Origin of the sequence: Nocardioides iriomotensis (assembly GCF_004168035.1) — a bacterium.
In the GTDB taxonomy this organism is placed as follows: Bacteria; Actinomycetota; Actinomycetes; order Propionibacteriales; family Nocardioidaceae; genus Nocardioides_B; species Nocardioides_B iriomotensis.
Window position 1 is genome coordinate 187,921 of the sequence record NZ_SDPU01000001.1, and the last position, 22,815, is coordinate 210,735.

The window sequence follows — 22,815 nt, forward strand, 5'->3', positions numbered from 1 at the left end:
GGACGGCCCGGTCAGAGCGCGAGGCGGGCGCGGACCACGGCGGCGAGCCGCTCCGCGACCGTGCGGGCCTGCTCGGAGGTGCCGGCCTCGACCATCACCCGCACCAGCGGCTCGGTGCCCGAGGGACGCAGCAGGATCCGGCCGGTCTCGCCCAGCTCGGCCTCGGCCTCGGCGACCGCCGCCGCGACGAGGTGGTCCTCGTCGGTGCGGGACTTGTCGACGCCGTCGACGTTGACGAGGACCTGCGGCAGCCGGGTCATCACGCCGGCGAGCTCGCCGAGCCCGCGCTCGGTCTCGGCCATCCGGGCCAGGACGTGCAGAGCGGTGAGCAGGCCGTCGCCGGTGGTGGCGTGGTGCCGCATGATCACGTGCCCGGACTGCTCGCCGCCGAGCGTGTAGCCGACGGCGTTCATCGCCTCGAGGACGTAGCGGTCGCCGACCTTGGTCTGGCGGACGCCGATGCCGTGGGACTTCATCGCGTTGACGAAGCCGAGGTTGCTCATCACCGTCGCGACGACGGTGTTGTTGGCCAGCGTCCCGGCGTCGCGCATCGCGAGGGCGAGCACGGCGAGCAGCTGGTCGCCGTCGACGACGGTGCCCGCGTGGTCGACCGCGAGGCAGCGGTCGGCGTCCCCGTCGAGGGCGAAGCCCACGTCGGCGCCGTGCTCGAGCACCGCCGCCTGCACGCGCTCGAGGTGGGTCGAGCCGCAGCCGTCGTTGATGTTGAGCCCGTCGGGGCTGTCGTTGATCGCGATGACCTCGGCGCCGGCGTCGCTCAGCGCGAGCGGTCCGGCCTGGGAGGCGGCCCCGTGGGCGCAGTCGAGCACGACCCGGATCGGGCGGCCGTCGGCGGTGCGCGTGAGCGGACGGGTCAGCGTGGAGACGAGGTGCCGGGCGTAGTCGTCGACCGCGGCGGCGTACTCCTCGACTCGGCCGACGGCCCCGCCGGTCGGCCGGTCCCACGGCTCGCGGAGCCGCTCCTCGATGGCCAGCTCGATGGCGTCGTCGAGCTTCACGCCACCACGGGCGAGGAACTTGATGCCGTTGTCGGGCATCGGGTTGTGGCTGGCCGAGATCATCACGCCGAGGTCGGCGTCGAGCGCGGCGGTGAGGTAGGCGACGCCGGGGGTCGGGACGACCCCGAGCAGCAGCACGTCCACGCCGGCGGAGGCGAGGCCGGCGACGACCGCCGCCTCGAGGAACTGACCTGAGATCCGGGTGTCGCGGCCGACCACGGCACGAGGCCGGTGCCCGTCCGCGTGACGGAAGGCACCGGCCTCGGCGAGGACGTGCGCGGCGGCGACCGAGAGGTCGAGCGTGAGCTCGGCGGTCAGCTCGCCGTTGGCGACACCACGGACACCATCGGTCCCGAAGATGCGACCCATGTCGTGATGCCGGGCAGCGAGCGCGATCAGCGCTTGCTGTACTGCGGCGCCTTGCGGGCCTTCTTGAGACCGGCCTTCTTGCGCTCGATGACGCGCGGGTCGCGGGTCAGCAGGCCGGCCTTCTTCAGCGACGGGCGGTTGGCCTCGACGTCCACGGCGTTGAGCGCGCGGGCGACACCGAGGCGCAGCGCACCGGCCTGGCCGGTGATGCCGCCGCCGTGGATGCGGGCGATGACGTCGAACCGGCCGACCAGGTCGGTCGTCACGAACGGCTCGTTGACGACCTGCTGGTGCAGCTTGTTCGGGAAGTAGGAGTCGAGCGCGCGGCCGTTGACGGTCCACTGGCCGGTGCCGGGCACGAGGCGGACGCGGGCGACGGCCTCCTTGCGGCGGCCGGTGGCCTGCGCGGGGGCGATCGTCGCCGGGCGCGCCGGGGCGTCCTCGCTCGGAGCGCTCTCCGAGCTGTAGGCCACGCCCTGCTCGTCGACCTCGTAGGTCTCCTCGACCTCGGTGGTGGTTTCAGTCACGGTGATTCTCGTCCTCAGTGTTGCGCTGGGTTTCTCGGGCTGCGCGGGGCGCGATTACTGCGAGACCTGGGTGATCTCGAACGGCTGGGCCTTCTGGGCCTGGTGCGGGTGGTTGGGGCCCGCGTAGACCTTGAGCTTCTTCAGCATCTGCCGGCCGAGACGGTTCTTGGGGAGCATGCCCCAGACCGCCTTCTCGATCGCCCGGCGCGGGTCCTTGTCGAGCAGCTCGCCGAAGGGGGTGGCCGACAGGCCGCCCGGGTAGCCGGAGTGGCGGTAGGCCAGCTTGGTGGTCTTCTTGTCACCGGACAGCGCGACCTTGTCGGCGTTGACGATGATGACGAAGTCGCCGCCGTCGACGTGCGGGGCGAACGTCGGCTTGTGCTTGCCGCGAAGCAGGGTCGCGGTCTGGACGGCGAGGCGTCCGAGCACCACGTCGGTGGCGTCGATGACGTGCCACTGGCGCTGGATGTCCGCGGGCTTCGGGCTGTACGTACGCACGGTCATTGCCTATCGATCGAGATCGGTTTGTCGGTCTTGCGGCGGGCGCCCCGCACGTGCCGGGACCCCGGTGGACACCAGGGAAGGACACGGGAGCAGCCGCGACCGTCGAGAATACCGGCGGCCCGAGCCCCAGGTCAAAGTGACGGCCCCCGGGCACGAGCGGAGCGGCTGCCGGGGACGGGCCGGACGTGACGCACGCCACCAACCCGTGGACCCCTCGTTTCACGTTCCTGGGAACGCGGGCATAAATTAGCAGCGAAGTTCCCTGTGATTCGCAGACCACCGCCCGTCGATCGGGACCCGATCGACGACCAGCCACCCGGCAGGCGCACGCACCCCTGATACGCGCGGACCGGCCGGGTCATCGAAGAAGCGAGGAGCCCTCGTGTCCGACACCACGGCGACAGCCTCCGGCACCGACACCGGTGCCGCCGAAGGCGCGTCCGGCGGCCAGAGCCTCACGATCCGGGACAACCGGACCGGCCAGGAGTACGACGTACCGATCGTCGACGGCACCATCAAGGCCGCCGACGTCGGGAAGATCCGCACCGACGAGGAGAACCCCGGCCTCGCCGTCTACGACCCTGGGTTCGTCAACACGGCGTCCTGTCGGTCGTCGGTGACCTACATCGACGGCGAGAAGGGGATCCTGGAGTACCGCGGGTACCCGATCGAGCAGCTCGCCGAGCACTCCAACTTCCTGGAGGTCGCCTACCTCCTGGTCCACGGTCACCTGCCGTCCAAGGCGGAGTACGACGCGTGGGAGCACGAGATCACGTACCACACGTTCGTGCACGAGAACGTCAAGGGCTTCATGGAGGGCTTCCGCTACGACGCCCACCCGATGGGCATCCTGATGGCCTCGGTCGGCGCGCTGTCGACGTTCTACCCCGAGTCGCGCAACATCTCCGACGCCGACAACCGGCACATGCAGATCGTCCGCATGATCGCGAAGATGCCGACGCTGGGCGCCTGGGCGTTCCGCAACGCGCAGGGCAAGCCGTACGTCTACCCGGACAACGAGCTCAGCTACACCGAGAACTTCCTCGCGATGCTCTTCAAGATGAGCGAGAAGAAGTTCGAGGCCGACGAGCGCCTGGTCAAGGCCCTCGACGTGCTGTTCATCCTGCACGCCGACCACGAGCAGAACTGCTCGACCAACGCGGTCCGGTCGGTCGGCTCCTCGCAGGTCGACCCCTACTCGGCGGTCGCAGCCGGCATCGGGGCGCTCTACGGCCCGCTGCACGGCGGCGCCAACGAGGCCGTGCTGCGGATGCTCCGCCGGATCGGCTCCAAGGAGAACATCCCCGCCTTCATCGAGGGCGTGAAGAACGGCAACGAGCGGCTGATGGGCTTCGGCCACCGGGTCTACAAGAACTTCGACCCGCGCGCCACCATCATCAAGAAGGCCTGCGACGACGTCTTCGAGGTCACCGGGGTCAACCCGCTCCTCGAGATCGCCAAGGAGCTGGAGAAGATCGCGCTGGAGGACGAGTACTTCGTCAAGCGCAAGCTCTACCCCAACGTCGACTTCTACAGCGGCCTGATCTACGAGGCCTTCCAGTTCCCGCCCGAGATGTTCACCGTCCTGTTCGCGATCGGCCGCACCCCCGGCTGGCTCGCGCAGTGGCTGGAGCTCGTGCAGGACAAGGAGCAGAAGATCGCCCGTCCGAAGCAGATCTACACCGGCGACCGGGGGCTGGACTTCGTTCCGGCCGCCGAGCGCTGGAAGCAGTGACGGCCGCGCGCCGTCGGCGCACCGGCCGCGTGCTGGGTCTCGTCGTCGCCACCCTGGTGGTGACGGCGGGCCCGGCCGCGGCCCGTGTCGTCGAGGGCACCGCCGGCAACGACCACCTCGACGGCAAGGACTCCGCCGACGTGCTGCGGGCCAAGGCCGGTGACGACCTGCTGCACGCCTTCCCCGGCCACGACCGCCTGTACGGCGGGTCGGGACGCGACGCGCTGTACGGCGGGCCCGGCGACGACGTCCTGCGCGGCGGCGGCGGCCGGGACCACCTCTCGGCCAACGAGGGCAACGACGTCCTGCACGCCGGAGGCAACGACTTCATCGACGCCGGCCGCAACCGCGACCACGTGATCGTGCGTCGGGCGAAGCCGGGCATGGAGATCCACTGCGCCGAAGGTCGAGACCGGCTGACGTTCCACGGCTCGCACCGCGGCGTGAAGGTGATCGGCTGCGAGAAGGTCCGTACCGTCCGATGAGCGCGCCCTCCGCGGTCGTCTTCGACCTCGGCAACGTGCTCATCCGCTGGGACCCCCGGCCCGCGCTCGCCGCGGCGGTCGGCGACGACGAGGCCGACCGGATCCTGGCCGCCGACGACTTCGACTTCGGCGCCTGGAACGCCGCCCAGGACGCCGGCCGCCCATTCGAGCAGGGTGAGGAGGAGGTCGCCGCCTCACACCCGCACTGGGCCGAGCACGTCCGCGGCTACCGGCCGCACTTCGAGCACTCCCTCACCGGGACGGTCGACGACACCGTCGCGATCCTGCGCGACCTGCACGAGGCGGGCGTCCCGGTCTTCGCGCTCACCAACTGGTCGGCCGAGACCTTCCCCCTGGCCCGGGAGCGCTACGAGTTCCTCGCCCTGTTCGACGACGTCGTCGTCTCCGGGGCCGAGGGCGTCGCGAAGCCCGACCCGGCGATCTTCGAGGTGCTGCGCGAGCGCGTCGGCCGGCCGCTGGAGGAGTGCGTCTTCGTCGACGACGGGCCGCACAACGTGGCCGCCGCGGCCGACGCCGGGATGGACGCGATCCGGTTCACCGACACCGGCCACCTGCGCGACGACCTGCGCGCCCGCGGCCTCCCCGTCTAGCTCCCCCTGGGGCACTTCCCCAGGTGGAGGGACGGTTCCCTAGGCGCATGCGCCTTGTGAAGCGTCCATAACCCCGCGTTACAGCTGGTCACGCCCGCACTGACCAGACCAGCAGGCGTAGGCCGGGTATCACCGCGCGGCCGGGCGGCTCCTCCCCCGCATGCCACCGATCACTCCCCACCCGCTCGCGACGTGGGTGTCGATGCAGGTGTCGCCGCAGCGCCACGACCGGCTTCGCCGGCGTCGCCGCGCCGCTCGCCTCCTCGCCGCCCGCCGTGCGGCCGCCGCCGTCGACAAGGGCACGGTCGTCACCGCGCTCCCGAAGATCCCCGCTCAGCGCACGAAGACCGCGACCGTCCGTCCGGGCACGGTCACCTCGTCGCCGGCTACCTCCGACTGACGCACGACGGCGTCGGCGCCGCGCTGCTGCACCCCGTGCAGCCGCCACCCGGCGCCGACGTCGGCGACCGTGGTCGCGTCCGGTGACGCGTTGAAGACCACGAGCACGCCGTCCCGGGCCGGGTCGACCGCGGTGCCCTGGGTGTCGTCGAGCAGCATCGCGACCACGCCGGGGTCGGCCGCGGGGAACGACACCTTCTGCTGGATCGCGGCGGCGTCGCCGAGCCGGAACAGCCGTGACGACGACCGGATCCGCAGCAGGTCGAGGGCGGCCGCGTGCGCGGCGTCCATCGCGGCCGCCGTCGGTCGCAGCGCGGGGTCGGCCAGCAGCGGCCTCATGAAGGTCCACTTGCTGCCGTTGTCACCCTCGAGCGGCAGCCCGGAGCCGAACGTGCTCTCCCGCCGCGTCCAGTCGACCCGGTTGAACCAGTCGCCGGAGTCGTAGGAGTTCCGGTCCAGCGACTTCGACCGCAGGATGTCGGCGCCGGCGTGCCAGAACGACACGCCCTGCGAGAACGCCGTGGTCGCCAGCGCGACGGTGTTCATCCGGACCCGGTCGTCCATCGACGTGGCCGTCGGCAGCTTCATCGTCAGCGTGTCGAAGATCGTCTCGTTGTCGTGCGCGTCGACGTAGGTGATCGTCTCGTCGGGCTGGACGGCGTACCCGGCCGGGTGCCCGTCGTAGTCGACGTCCTTTCCGGCCACGGGCTCGCCGGTCTGGCTGCTCGTGAACGTGAAGTCCGCGAGGTTGCCGGCCAGGCCGAGCTTGACCAGGTCCTCCGCGTGCAGCAGCTCCGTGCGCTGCTCGGCAGCGGTGCCGTTGACGGCGTCGCCGTTGGGGTCGGTGAACAGGCCGGACGCGAAGCCCTGCACGCGCGGGTTGTCGTCGAACGGGCCGCCGCCCCGGACGGCGTCGCGCAGCCGGTCGGAGAAGGTCCCGATGCCGGTGCCGCCGAGGTTGCCCTGGCGGGCCTGCTCGAAACGCGCGTCGTCGGCGACCTCGCCGAAGTTCCAGCCCTCGCCGTACAGGTAGATGCCGCGGCCGTCCACGCCGTCGCGCTCGAGCGTGAGCCGGTCGAGGGCCCGCCGCAGCCGCACCATGTTGTCCCGAGTGTGGTGGCCCATCAGGTCGAAGCGGAAGCCGTTGACCTTGTACTCGCGCGCCCAGGTGAGCACGGAGTCGATCATCAGCTTCTCCATCATGCGGTGCTCGGTCGCGGTGTTCTCGCAGCACGTGGAGTGCTCGACCCCGCCGGTGGCGTCGAGGCGGTGGTAGTAGCCCGGCACGATCCTGTCGAGCACCGACCTGGCGCCCTGGCCGGACTGGGCGGTGTGGTTGTAGACGACGTCCATGACGACCTGGAGGCCCGCGCGGTTGAGCGCCGCGACCATCGAGCGGAGCTCCTTGGTGCGGCCCGCGCCCTCGGGGTCGGTCGCGTAGGAGCCCTCCGGCGTCGTGTAGTGGTACGGGTCGTAGCCCCAGTTGAACCCGTCCTCACCGCGGACCGCGTCGACGCAGGCCTGCTGCTTGTCGGAGTCGGGGGCGAACGACGGCAGGTCGCACGCCGGGGTCTTCTGCGCCGAGCGGCGCTCCTCGATGGTCGCGATGTCGAAGACCGGTAGCAGGTGCACGGTGTTGAGGCCGGCCCCGGCCAGCTCACGCAGGTGGCGCATGCCGGCGGAGTCGCGGTGGGTGAACGCCGCGAAGGTGCCGCGCTCCGCGGCCGGCACGGTCGCGTCGCCGATGGAGAAGTCGCGCACGTGCAGCTCGTAGACACTGCGGTCGACGGGCCGTGCGATCGTCGGCGCCTGCACCTGTGACCAGCCGGCGGGTGTCAGCGCGGGGTCGTCGAGGTCGGCGAGCACCGAGCGGGTCGAGTTGGTGGTCAGCGCGACGGAGTACGGGTCGGTGACGCGGTTGGTCTCGACCTTGCCGGTGGTCGGCGCGAAGACGCGGACCTCGTAGGTGTAGCGGGCGCCGGTCCACGACGGCTCGCCCGTGACGGTCCAGGAGCCGTCGTCGCCCCGTCGCATCGGCACCCGCCGCTCGGCGACGCCCGGCCGCTCCAGCAGCAGGTCGACGCGCTGCGCCGTGGGCGCCCAGACGGCGAGGCTCGGCCGGCCCTTCGACCAGCTCGCGCCGAGCGTACGACCGGCGGCCGCGTCGCCGTACAGGTCGTCGAGCACGCCGGGGACCTGCACACCCGTGGCGTCGGTGAGCCCGCCGAGGTCGTCGTACGACGCGACCGCCAGCTGGCCGCGGAGCAGCTCTCCCGCTCGCCGCACGGCGTCCCTCGAGAGCCGGAAGGCCTCGTAGCCGGCGAGGTGCGGGAAGTCGGCGAGCACGTCTGCCGGCAGACCCGCGGGGTCGTAGGTGAGCGGGACCGAGGTGCCGCCGGTGACGGCCTCGGCGTCGACCTCGAGCGTGCCGTCGGGCGAGGAGTACAGGCGGTGGCGGCTGCCGGGCTTCGGCGTCGGCACGTCCCAGGCGACCAGGTCGTCGCGCAGCCACTGGGCCTTGGCCTTGGTGAGGTCCGGCGTCGCGCCGGCGGCGCGGGTGGTCACGGTGAGCACGTGGGTCGCGAGGTCGTAGGAGAACACCACCGCGGTGCCGTCGGACGGGACGGTGAAGCCGATGTTGCCGCCATCGCGCGCGCCCCCCGCTCCGTAGTTCTCGTCCCAGCTCAGCCCGTGCGCGGCCTTGACCTCGTAGCTGCCGGCCGGGATGCCGGTGGTCCTGTGCGTGAACGTACCGTCCCCGTCCGGATCCTTCAGCCAGGCGGCCATGCAGCCGGGCGACCAGTCGCCGGGGCAGCCGAGCTCGTCCTGGAACGAGCCGGCCGCGGTGACGATCGGGCCCTCCGCGTCGGTGGTGACGTAGTGGCTGCCGTGGTCGTAGAAGAACGTCACGTCGCGGGCGGCAGCCAGGTCGAGCGGGATGTTGCCGCCGCCGGGCGTGCCACCGGCGCCGTAGTTCTCGTCCCACGACTTGTCGATCGCGGCCTTGTACTCGTAGGAGCCCGCGGGCAGGTTGACGGTCTGCCGCCACACGGGGTCGCCGGACGTCAGCACCATCTGGGCCTGGTCGCAGTCGGGCTGCCAGTCGCCGGGGCAGCCGATCTCGGAGTTGTGCGAACCGGGCATGGACACGGCGCCCGGCTGGGTGACCGGCCCGCCGCCGTCGCCGGTGTCACCGCCGCCCGGGGCGGGGTCGCCGACGGTCGCGTAGGTGGCGGTCGCGGAGAGGTTGCCGCTGCTGTCCTTCAGCACGGCGCGGTACTCGACCAGAGTGCCCTTGGGGAGGCCGGACACGTCCTGGAAGACGCGGTACGGCGCGTTGTCGTCGGTGCCGAGGGTGGTCCACGACCCCGCACCGGCGAGGCGGTACGCGAGCGTGACCTGGTTGAAGCCGCCCTCCGGGACCGCGACGCCGACCTCCTGGTCGCCGCCGACGGTGCCGCCGGCCGACGGGGTGCGGAAGTACGCCGCCGGCGCCTCGTCGCGCTCGGCGATCGTGCCGTTGGCGCGGAGCACGACGGCCGACAGCGCGGGGACGGTCACCTCGAGCCGGCGCTCGGCGTCGGAGCGCGCGGTCTGCTTCGAGGCCGGCCACACCGGCGTGAACGTGCCCTGCTTCATCAGGGTCTCGAAGGCCGCGGTGTGCGCTCTGGTGTCGTTGTTGACGGCGACGACGTACTCGCGCCGCTCGGTGCGGTCGACCCGGGAGAACGCGTAGACGCCGCGCTTGTCGCTGGCGTAGCGGTGCAGCTGGGCGCCGTCCGCGAGTGCCGGGTAGCGCTTGCGCAGGGCGGCGAGGTCGCGGATCTCCTTGTACAGCGGGTGGTTCGTGTCGTAGCTGTCGGTCGCGGTCGTCTTCTCCGTGCCGACCAGCACGTCGTCGTTGTAGTCGGCGACCTGGCTGGCGAACATGTCCTGCCGCGCGTCCTTGTCGCCGCCGTTGCCGGTGAAGCCCTGCTCGTCGCCGTAGTAGACGACCGGCTGGCCGCGGGTGAGGTACATCAGCGCGTGCGCGAGCTCGTCGCGGGCGAGCAGCTCGTCGGCGCCGTACCCCTCCTGCCGGAGGAAGTGCCCGACCCGGCCCATGTCGTGGTTGCCGAGGAACGTCGGCGACGCGTAGGCGTTGGAGTCGGTGTCCGTGTAGTGGTCGTCGCCGGCGTAGAAGTCGCGCAGGCTCGTCGTCGGACGGCCCTTGGCGAACCCGACGCCCGCCTGCTGGAAGCCGAAGTCGAGGGTGGCGTCGAGGCGGCCCTCGGTCGTGAAGCGGGACATGGCGCTCGGGTCGGCGTCGTAGACCTCGCCGAAGGCGAAGAAGTCGTCGTTGCCGATCCGCCTGGCCTCGTCGCGCACGGCCGGCGCGAACTGCTGCCAGAACTCCAGGTTGACGTGCTTGACGGTGTCGATGCGGAAGCCGTCGATGCCGAAGTCGACCCAGGTCTTGTAGATGTCGGTCATCCCGTCGACGACCGTCGGGTGCTCGGTGAAGAGGTCGTCGAGGCCGACGAAGTCGCCGTACGTCGAGGACTCGCCGGCGAAGGTCGAGTCGCCGCGGTTGTGGTACAGCGTGGGGTCGTTGAGCCAGGCCGGGGTCTTGATGGTCCGGTCGGCCTCGGTGCGGAACGTCGGCGTGTACGGGAACGACGTCGCCGGGTCGAGCTCGGGGAAGGTGGCCCCGCCGGCGTAGTCGGCGTCGTCGAAGGCCTGGCCGTTCGCGTCGCGGTAGGGGCGGGTCTCCTTGCTGACGTAGGAGTACTGCTTCTCCCCGTAGTCGAGGACGTCGGCGGTGTGGTTGGTGATGATGTCGAAGAAGACCTTGATGCCGCGCGCGTGTGCGGCGTCGACGAGCTGCTCCAGCTCGGCGTTGGTGGCGAAGTGCGGGTCGATCCTGGTGAAGTCGGTGACCCAGTAGCCGTGGTAGCCGGCCGAGGCGTCGGTGCCGCTGCCCTGCACGGGGCGGTTCTGGAACGACGGGGTCAGCCAGATCGCCGTGGTGCCGAGGCCCTGGACGTAGTCGAGCCTCTTCATCAGCCCGGCGACGTCGCCGCCGTGGAAGAAGCCCTTGTCGGTCGGGTCGAAGCCGTGCTCCAGCCGCGTGCCGGTGATGCCGCCGCGGTCGTTGCTCGGGTCGCCGTTGGCGAACCGGTCGGCCATGACGAAGTAGAAGTTCTCCCGGGTCAGCGGGGTGCGCAGCGAGTCGGCCGCGCGAGCCCGGTCGGCGGGAGTGACTTCGTCGGTCGGCAGCGTGGCCGGGGCGACCGCGACGCGGTGGCTCTGCTCGTCGTAGGAGAAGCGCAGCGTGACCGGGTGCTCGAGGTGCAGCGGGATGTTCGCCGAGCCGTCGGCGCCGCCGCCGTGGCTCTCGTCCCAGGTGCCGTCGACCGCGACCTTGTACTCCCAGGTGCCGGCCGGCACCTCGAAGTCACCGCTCCAGGTGCCGTCACCGGCCGGTGCGAGGCGGGTGGCCTCGCAGGGCGGCGCCCAGTCGCCCGCGCAGCCGAGCTCGGACTGGAGGCTCCCGACCAGCGTCACCGTGCCGGCGGGGTCGGTGTGGTCGGCGGCAGCCGGCGGAGCTCCGCCCACCGTGACGACGAGCGGGGCCGCGAGTGCGGCGAGAGCGGTGACGAGGACGGCGGGACGTCGCACGAGGGCCTCTTCCAGAGCCGAGGTGGAGAGTGACGAGCGACACCGTAGGGAATCCCGCAACAACGGGACAAGACCTGCAACAAATTACGTGGTCCGCACGCCTGGCGCGGTCGTTCGTTGCAGCGACCTGGGGACCTTCGGGCCTGGTCGGCGCCGTCGCCCGTGCGGCACGGTGGGACCGTGCACAGGAGTCGCGCGCTGGTCGCCGCGGTCGTCACGGTGCTGCTCGCACCGGTCCCGGCGGTGTGGGCCGACGACTTCGAGGGCACCGCAGGCGCCGACGAGATCGTCGGCACCGCGCGCGGCGACACGGTGCTCGCCCGGGCCGGGGACGACGTGGTCCGCACGCGCGCCGGGAAGGACTTCGTGTCCGGCGGCGGTGGGAACGACCGGGTCGTGGCCGGTGCCGGCAAGGACATGGCGTACGGCGGCGCAGGCGACGACGTGCTCCGTGGCGGCCGGGACGCCGACGCGCTGACCGACTGGGTGCCGACCTCGTTCGACAGCACCGGCCCCGCGGACGACGACCTGCTCGTCGGCGGAGCCGGAGCCGACCTCGTCGGCATCACGCGTGGCGTCGACACCGTGCGCGCGGGCGCCGGCAACGACCTGGTCAAGCTGGCCGCCGACGGCGTGGCCGACAGCGTGCTGTGCGGGCCCGGACGCGACCGGGTGCTCTACTACGGCCTCGCCGTCGACCCGCTGGACGTCCTGGTCGGCTGCGAGCGGGTGCGCTCCGTCACGCCGGGAGTGCCGACCGCTCAGCGGGCCCGCTGGACCCGTCCCTCGTCCCACACCGGGCCGTCGGACTCGTAGACCGAGCCGTCGGCGCCGTAGACGAGGAACCGGTCGAACCCACGCGCGAACCAGCGGTCGTGGGTGACCGCCAGGACCGTGCCCTCGAAGGCCTCGAGCCCCTCCTCCAGCGCCTCGGCGGACTCGACGTCGAGGTTGTCGGTCGGCTCGTCGAGCAGCAGCAGGGTGGCGCCGCTGAGCTCGAGCAGCAGGATCTGGAACCGCGCCTGCTGGCCGCCGGACAGCGACTCGAACCGTTGCTCGGCCGCGTGCGCGAGCTCGTAGCGGTCCAGCGCCCGCGAGGCCTGCTCGCGCGGCATGCCGTCCCGGTGGTCGTCGCCGCGGTGCAGGATCTCTAGCAGCGTGCGGCCGACCAGCTCGGGGTGCTCGTGGGTCTGCACGAACCAGCCCGGGCGCACGCGCGCGCCGAGCCGGGCCTTGCCGGCGTGGTCGACGCGCTTGACCGGGACGTCCCCCACCGGCCGGTGCTCGACGTCGGGGTCGGAGCCACCGGCGGCCAGCAGCCGCAGGAAGTGCGACTTGCCGGACCCGTTGGAGCCGAGCACCGCCACACGCTCGCCGTACCAGACCTCGAGGTCGAACGGCTTCATCAGCCCGGTCAGCTCGAGCCGCTCGCAGACCACGGCGCGCTTGCCGGTGCGGCCGCCCTTGAGCCGCATCTTCACCTGCTGCTCCCGCGGCTGTGCGGTGGGCGGGCCGGCCTCCTCGAACTTCCGGAGCCGCGTCTGCGCGGCCTGGTAGCGCGAGGCCATGTCGGAGTTGTAGGCCGCCTTCTGCTTGTACATCAGCATCTGCGCGCGCAGCTTGGCGTGCTCCTCGTCCCAGCGGCGGCGGAGCTCCTCGAAGCGCTCGAAGCGGGCCCGCCGGGCCTCGTGGTAAGACGCGAACCCGCCCGGGTGCGTCCAGACCGTGTTGCCGGCGGCCCCGAGCTCGACGGTGACGACGCGGGTCGCGGTGTTGTTCAGCAGCTCGCGGTCGTGGCTGACGTAGAGGATCGTCTTCGGCGACTCGTTGATCCGGTCCTCGAGCCAGGTCTTGCCGGGCACGTCGAGGAAGTTGTCGGGCTCGTCGAGCAGGAGCACCTCGTCGGGCCCGCGCAGCAGGAACTCCAGCACGAGCCGCTTCTGCTCGCCGCCGGACAGCGTGGTGAGCTCGCGGTACTTCGCCCGGTCGTAGGGCACGCCCAGCGCCGCCGTCGTGCAGACGTCCCAGACCACCTCGATGTCGTAGCCGCCCGCGTCGGCCCACTCGGCGAGCGCGGCGGCGTACCGCATCTGGGTCTTCTCGTCGTCGGTCTCCATCAGCGCGAGCTCGCAGGCGTCGACAGCCTCGGCGGCCTCACGCACCCGCGGCGGCGACACAGACAGCAGCAGGTCGGCCACCGTCCTGCCCTCGTTGCCGTGCGTGACCATCTGCCGCATCACGCCGAGCCCGCCGGACCGCGTCACCGCGCCGGCGTGCGGCGCCAGCTCGCCGGTGACGATGCGCAGCAGGGTCGTCTTGCCGGCCCCGTTGGCCCCGACCAGGGCCACCTTGGCCCCCTCGCCGACGCGGAAGGACACGTCGTCGAGCAGCACCCGCCCGTCGGGCAGCTCGAAGCGCACCCCGGCGACGTCCACGTGTCCCACGCCCGAAAGTGTCGCCGACACGACCGCTCGTCGCACCCCGATTACCGCCCGCCGCCTGACCGCGGCCACGATGCGAGACCGCCGTCCGCCAGTCGGTAACGTGCCGGACGTTCATGCTCTCGGGGACCGATGGAGGTCAGCCATGTCCAGCCAGACCCAAGCTCAGCAGCAGGAGACCAGGACTCCTCGCTGGCGGTTGATCGGACCGGGTCTGGTGGTGGCCGCCACGGGCGTCGGCGCGGCGGACCTCGTCGCGACCCTCGTCGCCGGCTCGACCTACGGCTACGCGCTGCTGTGGTGCGCCGTCCTCGGCTGCGTCATGAAGATCGTGCTCGTCGAGGGCGCCGGCCGCTACAGCCTCGCCAGCGGCCGCACGATCTTCGAGGGCTGGCGCAGCCTCGGCCGCTGGACGACCTGGTACTTCGGGCCGTACGTCGTGATCTGGGGCTTCGTGTACGGCGCCGCCGCGATGGCCGGCACCGGCCTGGCGCTCTACGCGCTGATGCCGTTCCTCGGCGTGAAGGCGTGGGGCATCATCTCCGGCCTCGTCGGGCTCGCACTCGTGTGGAGCGGGCGCTACGGGCTGTTCGAGAAGGTGCTCAGCCTGATGGTGCTGCTGATGTTCGTCTCGATGGTCGGCGCCGCACTGCTCACGCTCCCCAACCTGCCCGACCTGCTCGCCGGCCTGGTGCCGGTCGTGCCCGACGGCGGCGTGCTCTACGTGCTCAGCCTCGCCGGCGGCGTCGGCGGCACGATCACGCTGGCGGCGTACGGCTACTGGCTGCGCGAGAAGGGCTGGGACACCCCGCCGTTCATGCGCGTCATGCGGATCGACAACACCGTCGCCTACGCCGTCACCGGCCTGTTCGTCGTCGCCACCCTAATCGTCGGCGCCGAGCTGCTCTACTCCGCGAACATCGCGGTCGCCACCGGCGACGACGGGATGCTCGACCTCGCCAACGTGCTCGAGAACCGCTACGGCGGCTTCGCCGGCACCGTGTTCCTGATCGGCTTCTGGGCCGCCGCGATGTCGTCGCTCGTGGGTGTGTGGCACGGCGTGAGCCTGATGTTCGCCGACTTCATGGCGCACGTGACGGGCAAGGACGCGGACCACGCGGACGCGCAGGCCGGCGGCAAGTGGTACCGCGCCTACATCCTCTGGCTCACGCTGCCGCCGATCGCGCTGATCTTCGCCGGCGAGCCGGTCTACCTGATCCTCGCCTACGGCGTGCTCGGCGCGCTGTTCATGCCGTTCCTCGCCGTGACCCTGTTGTGGCTGCTCAACACCGACCGCACGCCCCAGGAGTGGCGCAACAAGCTGTTCAGCAACATCGCGCTGCTCGTCGTCGCCCTCGCCTTCGTCGCCCTCGCGATCAACCAGGTGTACACCGCCCTCACCGGCGTCTGACGGCGCGAGAGGCCACTTTCCCACCAACACTCCGGGCGTGTCGGTGGGAAGGTGGCCTCTCGCGCGCGGGCGTAGGGTCCGGACATGGCCGATGATGGGCGGGCAGCCCGGACGACGTACCTGCTGGTCGACGGCGAGAACATCGACGCGACCCTCGGCGCCTCGATCCTCGGTCGCCGGCCGCGCCCGGAGGAGCGCCCTCGCTGGGACCGCCTGCTCGACTTCGCCCGCGACCGCTGGCGGCAGGAACCGGTCGGGCTGTTCTTCCTCGCCGCGAACGCCGAACTCCCGATGAGCTTCGTGCAGGCGCTGCTGTCGATCGGCTACCGGCCGGTCCCGCTCTCGGGGGCGCCCGGCGACAAGGTCGTCGACATCGCGATCCAGCGGACGATGCAGGCGCTCCGCGAGCGTGCCGGTGACGTGATGCTGGTCAGCAACGACGGAGACTTCGTCGAGGACCTCGCCGCGCTCATGGACCACCGGCGCCGCGTGGCGGTGGTCGGCTTCACCGAGTTCCGCAACAGCGGCTTCGGCCCGCTCGCGGAGGACGGCCTGGAGCTGCTCGACCTGGAGTACGACGCGCAGGCGTTCACCACCCCACTTCCGCGCGTGCGGATCATCCCCATCGAGGAGTTCGACCCGCTCGACTTCCTCTGAGCCGCTCCGCCGTCGACCGTCAGGCGGAGTCGCTGATCCCTCCCGCGGCGGCCGACCGGCCCGCCTCCAGCCGCGCCACCGGCACCCGGAACGGCGAGCAGGACACGTAGTCGAGGCCCACCTCGTCGAAGAAGTGGATGGAGTCGGGGTCGCCCCCGTGCTCCCCGCACACGCCGAGCTTGATGTCGGGCCGCGTCGACCGGCCCGCCTCGACCGCCGTACGCACGAGGGTGCCGACGCCCTCGATGTCCAGCGACTCGAACGGCGAGACAGCGAAAACGCCCTTCTCGAGATACGTCGAGAAGAACGAGGCCTCGACGTCGTCGCGCGAGAAGCCCCAGGTCATCTGCGTGAGGTCGTTGGTGCCGAACGAGAAGAACTCTGCCGACTCCGCGATGTGGCCGGCGGTGAGGGCGGCGCGCGGCAGCTCGATCATCGTGCCGACGAGGTGCGGGATCTCGACGCCCAGCTCGGCCTGCACCTCGGCGGCCACCTCGCGCACCGTGCGCTTGACCAGCTCCAGCTCGCGCACCGTCGCGACCAGCGGGATCATGATCTCCGGCCGGGCCGTGCCGCCGGCCTTGATCCGCGCGGCGGCCGCCTCCAGGACGGCGCGGACCTGCATCGCGACCAGCCCGGGGATGACGATGCCGAGCCGCACGCCGCGAAGGCCGAGCATCGGGTTGGCCTCGTGCAGGCGGTGGACCGCCTCGAGCAGCTTGCGCTGCCGCCGCTTGCGGTGCCCGCGCGTGTCGGCGACGGCCATCGCGACGGACAGCTCGGTGAGGTCGGGGAGGAACTCGTGCAGCGGCGGGTCGATCAGCCGGATCGTCACCGGCAGGCCCTCCATCGCCTCGAAGATCTCGATGAAGTCGCTGCGCTGCAGCGGCAGCAGCTCGGCCAGCGCGGCCTCCTGGCCGGCCTCGTCGTCGGCCACGATGAGGTTCTCGACGAGCTGGCGGCGCTCGCCGAGGAACATGTGCTCGGTGCGGCACAGTCCGATGCCCTGGGCGCCGAAGCGACGGGCCCGTGCGGCGTCCTCGCCGGTGTCGGCGTTGGTCCGGACGATCAGCCGGCTGCGCCCGTCGGCGTGCCCCATCAACCGGGCCACGGCCTCGACCAGCGGGTCGTCGACCTCCTGGCCCTCGAACCAGCGCACGACGGCCGAGTCGGCGACGGGTACGGCGCCGTCGAACACCTCACCGGTCGACCCGTCGATCGAGATCACGTCGCCCTCGCGGACGGTCTTGCCACCGCGCACGGTGAACTCACCCGCCTTGGCGTCGACCTCGAGCGCCTCGGCGCCGCACACGCAGGTGCGGCCCATGCCGCGGGCCACCACGGCGGCGTGCGACGTCTTGCCGCCGCGGCTGGTCAGGATGCCCTTGGCGACCATCATCCCGTGCAGGTCGTCGGGACTGGTCTCCTTGCGGACCAGGATCACGTCCTCGCCCCGCTCGACCCACTCGACGGCGGTGGCCCAGTCGAAGACCGCCTTGCCGACCGCGGCGCCGGGCGAGGCGTTCATGCCCTTCGCGAGCAGCGTGCGCTCGGCGTTCTCGTCGAAGCGCGGGAACATCAGCTGGGCGAGCTGGTCGCCGGTGACGCGCCGGAGTGCCTCGTCCATGTCGATCAGGCCCTCGTCGGCCATGTGCACCGCGATCCGGAATGCCGCCTCGGGCGTGCGCTTGCCGACGCGGGTCTGCAGCATCCAGAGCTTGCCGTGCTCGACGGTGAACTCGATGTCGCACATGTCGTGGTAGTGGCTCTCGAGCTTCTTCATGATCGCGAGGAGCTCGTCGTGCGCCGCCTTGTCGACCTCGGCGAAGTCCGCCAGCGAGACGGTGTTCCTGATGCCGGCCACGACGTCCTCGCCCTGCGCGTTCTGCAGGTAGTCGCCGTACTCCCCCTGGTGGCCCGACGCCGGGTCACGGGTGAACGCGACGCCGGAGCCGGAGTCCATGCCGCGGTTGCCGAAGACCATCGCCTGCACGTTGACCGCGGTGCCGAGGTCCTCGGGGATCCGCTCCTGCCGGCGATAGAGCACCGCGCGGTCGGTGTTCCAGGAGTCGAACACCGCGCGCATGGCGAGGTCGAGCTGGTCGCGCGGGTCCTGCGGGAAGTCGCGGCCGGTGTGCGAGCTGACGATGCCCTTGAACGTCTCGACCAGACCGCGGAGGTCGTCGACGCCGAGGTCGACGTCGTTCTTCACGCCGCGCTCGTCCTTGAGGTCGTCGAGCGCGTCGCGGAAGGCCTCGGAGTCGATGTGCAGCACGGTGCCGCCGAACATCTGCAGCAGCCGCCGGTAGGAGTCGAAGGCGAACCGCTCGTCGCCCGCCGCCGCCGCGAGGCCGTGCACGCTCTCGTCGTTCAGTCCGACGTTGAGCACCGTCTCCATCATCCCGGGCATCGAGAACTTCGCGCCCGACCGCACGGAGACCAGCAACGGGTCGGCCGCGTCGCCGAGCCGGCGACCCATCCGCTCCTCGAGCCGGGCCAGGTGCTGACCCACCTCGTCGGCGAGCCCCGCGGGCGAGGCTCCCTCGGCGAGGTAGGCACGGCACGCGTCGGTGCTGATCGTGAAGCCGGGCGGGACGGGCAGCCCCAGGTTGGTCATCTCGGCCAGGTTGGCGCCCTTGCCCCCCAGCAGGTCCTTCTGGTCCTTGCTGCCCTCGGCGAAGTCGTAGACGTACGTCATTTCCCGATCATGGACCAAGAGTCCCGACCGGGCCAGAGCCCAGCCGGGGGTCAGTCCTCGGTCGCGCCCGCCCAGAGGTTGATGCCCGCGTCGACCGCGTCCTGGTCGATCGCGGCCAGCTCCTCGTCGGTCAGGGGCGGGCCCCCGAGCGCATCGAGGTTGGTGTCGAGCTGCTCGACCGAGGACGCCCCGATCACGGCCGACGTGACCCGCTTGTCGCGCAGCGCCCACTGCAGGGCCATCTGGGCGAGCTTCTGGCCGCGCTCCCGGGCGATCTCGTCGAGCCGGCGGACGTGCCGCAGGGTGGCCTCGTCGAGGTGGTCCTGCGGCAGCGTGCTGTCACTGCGGGCGGCGCGGGAGTCCTCGGGGACGCCGCCGAGGTAGCGGTCGGTGAGCAGGCCCTGCGCGAGCGCGGTGAAGACGATGACGCCCATCCCCTGCTCCTCGCACTCGTCGAGCAGGCCCTTCTCGATCCAGCGGTTCAGCATGCTGTACGACGGCTGGTGGATGAGCAGCGGCGTGCCCAGCTCGCGGGCGATCGTCGCGGCCTCCTTGGTCCTCGACGGCGAGTAGGACGAGATCCCGGCGTACAAGGCCTTGCCCGACCGCACCGCGTGGTCGAGCGCCATCATCGTCTCCGCGATCGGCGTCTCGGGGTCGAACCGGTGGCTGTAGAAGATGTCCACGTAGTCGAGACCCATCCGCTCCAGCGACTGGTCGAGCGAGGCGAGGACGTACTTCCGCGAGCCGCCACCCTGGCCGTAGGGACCCGGCCACATGTCGTAGCCGGCCTTGGTCGACACGATGATCTCGTCACGGTAGGGCTTGAGGTCGTCGGCGAGGTACTTCCCGAAGTTGAGCTCGGCCCGGCCGTAGGGCGGGCCGTAGTTGTTCGCGAGGTCGAAGTGCGTGACACCCCGGTCGAAGGCGCGCCGGATGACGGCGCGCTGGGTCTCCTCCGGCCGGTCGTCGCCGAAGTTCTGCCACAGCCCGAGGCTGATCGCGGGGAGCTTGAGCCCGCTGGCACCGGTGAAGCGGTACTCCATCGAGTCGTAGCGGTCGGCGGCGGCTTCGTAGGTCATGCCGCCCATCCTGCCAACGTCGGCTAGGGCCGGAGCGCCAGGGCTGCCGCCACGGCCAGCTCCGCGAAGGCGATGTTCTGGCGCGACAGCTCGGACTCGTCGAGCATGCCGATCCGCTCACCGGTCACGCGGTAGGACAGCGCCTCGGCGAGCAGGATCCGCCACTCCTCGCCGAACACCTCCAGCGCGTGCTCGCCGGCCCCGTCCTTCGACGTCAGCCGGTCGGTCGCGAGCACGTGGTGCAGACGCGGGATGCCCAGCGCGAACCACGCGACCAGGTCCGGACGGCCCGCCTCGTCGGGGAACCGGGCCAGCTCGCGGACGTGCGGCTCCCAGTAGCTCGACAGGTTGTCGTGGGTGAACCGGCGCAGCGTCGGCAGGTCGGTCCGCACGTCGACGTCGGCGAGGTCCGGTCCGCGCAGCGTGAGCCCGTGCCAGGCCAGCTCGTGCCAGGTCACCGGGTTCACGTCGAAGCGCCCAGCCTCCTGGAACTCGCCGGCCAGGATGCACGGCACGTCCGGACAGTCGTCGGTCGGCCGGGCCAGGTCGGCCCAGGTGGCGTAGAAGCCGTCGTACGACGGGCTCGGGAACGTCGACCCCAGCCGCTCGTGCACGACGTCGAGGCGGGCCACCTCGCGGGCCGTCGGGCGCCCGTGGGTCACCGCGACGAAGTCGACGTCGCTGCGCCCGGCGTACCACTCGCCGAAGCCGATCGAACCGTGCAGGTACAGGCCCTCGACGAGGCCGGGTAGCTCCTCGTCGACCATCGACAGGTAGGTCTCGCACACGGTGCGCACCTCGGTCGGCGGCCAGAGCGTGCTCACGCGCGGCGTGCGCTCGTGCGGGTGCATGGCTCCATCCTGCCTACCCGCGCCGCACCTCGAGCACACGGAAGCCCTTGGCGCTGCCGATGCGCCCGGTCGGCCAGCCCTGCTCGCCCAGCCAGCGCTGCAGCGAGTCGCCGCCGAGGTTCTTGCCGACCACCAGCACCGCCCGCCCACCCGGCGCGAGCCGCGGCAGCCACGTCAGCAGCAGGGCGTGCAGCGTCTCCTTGCCGATCCGGATCGGCGGGTTCGACCAGATCTCGTCGAACGTCACCTCCGCCGGTACGGCGTCCGGGGTGGCCGCCGTGAACCGGTCCTCCACGCCGAGCGCCCGGGCGTTCTCGTCCGCGAGCAGCACCGCCCGCTCGTTGACGTCGACGCCCCACACCCGCGCCTGCGGACGCGCCAGCGCCAGGCTGAGCCCGATGACGCCGTACCCGCAGCCGAGGTCGAGGAAGGTCGCTCCGTGGGTCGGCGGATCCGTCTCGCGGAACAGCACCGCCGTGCCCACGTCGAGCCGGCCCTGCGCGAAGACGCCGGACCCCGACGTCAGGGTCAGCTCGCGGCCCCAGACGGACGCGGTGACCGGCACCCGCCGGAACGGCACCGACGGGTCGGCGGAGAAGTAGTGCTCGTCGGTCACGCCGCCGCTCCGATCCGGTCGAGCACCAGGTCGACGCTGGCGCCGCGGTGGGCGACGTAGCCGTCGCTGCCCGGAGCGTGCCAACCCAGCGTCTCGCCGACGCCGCGGGTGGCGATCCGGAACACCACCGCGCGCAGCAGCAGCTGGTCCCACTCCTCGACGTCGCTCCAGCGGTCGAGCAGTGCCGGGTCGGCGCCCTCCCAGCAGACCGCGTCCATCGCGACGACGGCGAGCGACCAGCCCGGCGGCCGGAAGTACGGCGAGACGTCGATGACCGCCGGCGGCAGCGCGTCGTGCCAGAGGGTGTTGCCACCGAGGTCGCCGTGGACCACCTGCTCCGGCAGGTCGACCGGGCGGAGCGCGGCCATCGCGCGACGGGCCAGCGCGACCACCTCGTCGGAGCCGACCGGCTCGGCGCCCTCCCACGCCACGCGCTCGGCCCGTGCCCAGGCGTCGGTGCGCTCGTCGAGGAAGCCCGGTCGCGGCAGGGGTGCGGTCCGGGCGTGGAACGCGTCGACCACCGCGCGGAACCGGTCCGGGTCGTCACCGGCCCGGGCGGTCGTGCCCGGCAGCCAGCGCGTGGCGCCCCACCCCCGGTGCTCCCACCCACCGTCGCCGGTGCGCAGGGGCGCCGGGACCCGGATCTCGTCGTCGGCCCAGCCGTCCAGCAGGTCGCAGATCCACGCGTGGCCGGCGGCGTTGTCGACCGGCTTGAGCACCGTGTCGGCGGCCCGCCAGCTCGCGCCCTGACCGCCCTCCAGGGGCACCGGGTCGACGCCGGCGACGCCGTACGCCGCCAGCACCTCGGGCGACGGCGCGCTCACGACAGCGTCCTCACCGAGCGGGCGGCGGTGGCCTGGGCGGCGAGCGCGCCGTCGGCCGGGTAGGCGACCTCCTCGAGCGTCAGCCCGTGCGCCGGCATCACGGTGACACCCGGGTCGCGGACGGCGGCGGCGAGCACGTCGCCCGCCCACTCCGCCGTACGGCGGCCCTCACCGACCGCGACGAGGCAGCCGACGAGCGCCCGCACCATGCTGTGGCAGAACGCGTCCGCGCGGACCGTCGCGACAGCCAGCCCCGCGGGGTCGCGCTCCCAGCGCAGGTCGAGCAGCGTGCGGATCGTGGTGGCGCCCTCGCGCTTCTTGCAGAACGCCGCGAAGTCGTGCTCCCCGAGCAGGCGGGCCGCGGCGTCGTTCATCGCGTCGAGGTCGAGCGCCCGTGGCCACGCGAGGACGGCGGTGCGGGTCAGCGGGTCAACGAGCGCGGGGGTGTCGGCGACCCGGTACGCGTAGCGCCGCCACACCGCGCCGAACCGCGCGTCGAACGCCTCCGGCACCTCGCGGGCCCGGTGCACGCGGACGTCGTCGTCCAGCACGCCGTTGAGCCGGCGGACCAACGCCGCGGCCGGCGGGTCCTGGCTGCGGCCGGCGGACGCGACCAGCACGTCCGGCTCGACGTCGAGGTGCACCACCTGGCCGCGCGCGTGCACGCCGGTGTCGGTGCGGCCGGCGCAGGTCACCGGCACCTCCGGGACGCGCAGGACGGTGGCGAGCGCCTGCTCCAGGGCGCCCTGCACGGTGCGCAGACCCGGCTGCGCGGCCCAGCCGTGGAAGGCCGTGCCGTCGTAGGCGAGGTCGAGTCGGAGGCGCACGGCGCTCATCCTCCCAAATCGGAACTTCCCCAGCGACGTGGACGCTGCCCACGCGGAATGCCCCTTGTTGAGCGTCCATAACCCCGCGTTACAGGTGTCTA

At 72.0% G+C, this 22,815-nt stretch carries 18 protein-coding genes; 7 read left to right on the forward strand and 11 right to left on the reverse strand.

Annotated elements, in window-relative coordinates; translation table 11 throughout:
- Positions 1–11: 11 nt before the first annotated feature.
- The 3 genes from glmM to rplM form a co-directional block, all read right to left on the reverse strand.
- Positions 12–1,385, reverse strand: a complete 1,374-nt coding sequence (glmM, locus tag ETU37_RS00920) for a phosphoglucosamine mutase (RefSeq protein ID WP_129984992.1) — start codon at positions 1,383–1,385, stop codon at positions 12–14.
- Between the two features lie 26 nt (positions 1,386–1,411).
- On the reverse strand, positions 1,412–1,858 hold the full coding sequence (gene rpsI, locus ETU37_RS00925; RefSeq protein WP_420819089.1) for a 30S ribosomal protein S9: 447 nt from the start codon (positions 1,856–1,858) through the stop codon (positions 1,412–1,414).
- A gap of 108 nt (positions 1,859–1,966) precedes the next feature.
- A complete protein-coding gene (gene rplM / locus ETU37_RS00930) occupies positions 1,967–2,410 on the reverse strand; it encodes a 50S ribosomal protein L13 (protein ID WP_129984994.1) in 444 nt (147 codons plus the stop codon).
- Positions 2,411–2,876: 466 nt separating this feature from the next.
- Between rplM and ETU37_RS00935 the strand changes: the two genes are divergently transcribed.
- From ETU37_RS00935 to ETU37_RS00950, 4 genes are all read left to right on the forward strand, one after another.
- Positions 2,877–4,151 (forward strand): citrate synthase, encoded by a 1,275-nt coding sequence (locus ETU37_RS00935; protein ID WP_129985077.1) that lies wholly within the window; start codon positions 2,877–2,879, stop codon positions 4,149–4,151.
- Positions 4,148–4,636, forward strand: coding sequence for a calcium-binding protein (locus tag ETU37_RS00940; protein ID WP_165372342.1), 489 nt, complete (start codon positions 4,148–4,150; stop codon positions 4,634–4,636). The genes ETU37_RS00935 and ETU37_RS00940 overlap by 4 nt, the downstream gene beginning before the upstream one ends.
- The gene (locus tag ETU37_RS00945) at positions 4,633–5,247 is read left to right on the forward strand and encodes an HAD family hydrolase (protein WP_129984995.1); all 615 of its coding nucleotides are present in this window, start codon (positions 4,633–4,635) and stop codon (positions 5,245–5,247) included. The genes ETU37_RS00940 and ETU37_RS00945 overlap by 4 nt, the downstream gene beginning before the upstream one ends.
- Before the next feature lie 160 nt (positions 5,248–5,407).
- Entirely contained in the window at positions 5,408–5,647 is a 240-nt protein-coding gene (locus ETU37_RS00950; RefSeq protein WP_129984996.1) for a hypothetical protein, read from the forward strand.
- Here the strand turns inward: ETU37_RS00950 and pulA are convergent.
- Positions 5,581–11,307 (reverse strand): pullulanase-type alpha-1,6-glucosidase, encoded by a 5,727-nt coding sequence (gene pulA / locus ETU37_RS00955; protein ID WP_129984997.1) that lies wholly within the window; start codon positions 11,305–11,307, stop codon positions 5,581–5,583. The two genes, ETU37_RS00950 and pulA, sit on opposite strands and share 67 nt — an antisense overlap.
- 180 nt (positions 11,308–11,487) lie before the next feature.
- Here pulA and ETU37_RS00960 point away from each other — a divergent pair, with 180 nt between their 5' ends.
- Positions 11,488–12,123 carry a calcium-binding protein gene (locus ETU37_RS00960; RefSeq protein WP_129984998.1) on the forward strand — a complete coding sequence of 212 codons (636 nt, stop codon included), beginning with the start codon at positions 11,488–11,490 and terminating at the stop codon, positions 12,121–12,123.
- Here the strand turns inward: ETU37_RS00960 and ETU37_RS00965 are convergent.
- On the reverse strand, positions 12,069–13,751 hold the full coding sequence (locus ETU37_RS00965; protein WP_129984999.1) for an ABC-F family ATP-binding cassette domain-containing protein: 1,683 nt from the start codon (positions 13,749–13,751) through the stop codon (positions 12,069–12,071). The two genes, ETU37_RS00960 and ETU37_RS00965, sit on opposite strands and share 55 nt — an antisense overlap.
- 142 nt (positions 13,752–13,893) lie before the next feature.
- On the opposite strand from ETU37_RS00965, the gene ETU37_RS00970 reads away from it, so the two are divergent.
- The gene (locus ETU37_RS00970; protein ID WP_129985000.1) at positions 13,894–15,159 is read left to right on the forward strand and encodes an Nramp family divalent metal transporter; all 1,266 of its coding nucleotides are present in this window, start codon (positions 13,894–13,896) and stop codon (positions 15,157–15,159) included.
- Positions 15,160–15,243: 84 nt separating this feature from the next.
- Positions 15,244–15,816: an NYN domain-containing protein gene (locus ETU37_RS00975; protein WP_129985001.1), complete on the forward strand. Its 573-nt coding sequence runs from the start codon at positions 15,244–15,246 to the stop codon at positions 15,814–15,816.
- A gap of 19 nt (positions 15,817–15,835) precedes the next feature.
- Here the strand turns inward: ETU37_RS00975 and ppdK are convergent, their stop codons facing one another.
- Genes ppdK through truA form a run of 6 tightly spaced genes read right to left on the reverse strand, consistent with a single transcriptional unit; the run spans position 15,836 to position 22,714 of the window.
- Positions 15,836–18,514, reverse strand: coding sequence for a pyruvate, phosphate dikinase (gene ppdK, locus ETU37_RS00980; protein ID WP_129985002.1), 2,679 nt, complete (start codon positions 18,512–18,514; stop codon positions 15,836–15,838).
- Between the two features lie 50 nt (positions 18,515–18,564).
- Positions 18,565–19,605, reverse strand: a complete 1,041-nt coding sequence (gene mgrA / locus ETU37_RS00985) for an L-glyceraldehyde 3-phosphate reductase (protein WP_276319661.1) — start codon at positions 19,603–19,605, stop codon at positions 18,565–18,567.
- 14 nt (positions 19,606–19,619) lie between these two features.
- A complete protein-coding gene (locus ETU37_RS00990; RefSeq protein ID WP_129985004.1) occupies positions 19,620–20,447 on the reverse strand; it encodes a hypothetical protein in 828 nt (275 codons plus the stop codon).
- Between the two features lie 13 nt (positions 20,448–20,460).
- The gene (locus ETU37_RS00995) at positions 20,461–21,063 is read right to left on the reverse strand and encodes a class I SAM-dependent methyltransferase (RefSeq protein WP_129985005.1); all 603 of its coding nucleotides are present in this window, start codon (positions 21,061–21,063) and stop codon (positions 20,461–20,463) included.
- The gene (locus tag ETU37_RS01000) at positions 21,060–21,887 is read right to left on the reverse strand and encodes a TIGR02569 family protein (RefSeq protein WP_129985006.1); all 828 of its coding nucleotides are present in this window, start codon (positions 21,885–21,887) and stop codon (positions 21,060–21,062) included. The genes ETU37_RS00995 and ETU37_RS01000 overlap by 4 nt, the downstream gene beginning before the upstream one ends.
- On the reverse strand, positions 21,884–22,714 hold the full coding sequence (gene truA / locus ETU37_RS01005; RefSeq protein ID WP_129985007.1) for a tRNA pseudouridine(38-40) synthase TruA: 831 nt from the start codon (positions 22,712–22,714) through the stop codon (positions 21,884–21,886). Before truA ends, ETU37_RS01000 begins: the two co-directional genes overlap by 4 nt.
- Positions 22,715–22,815: the final 101 nt, after the last annotated feature.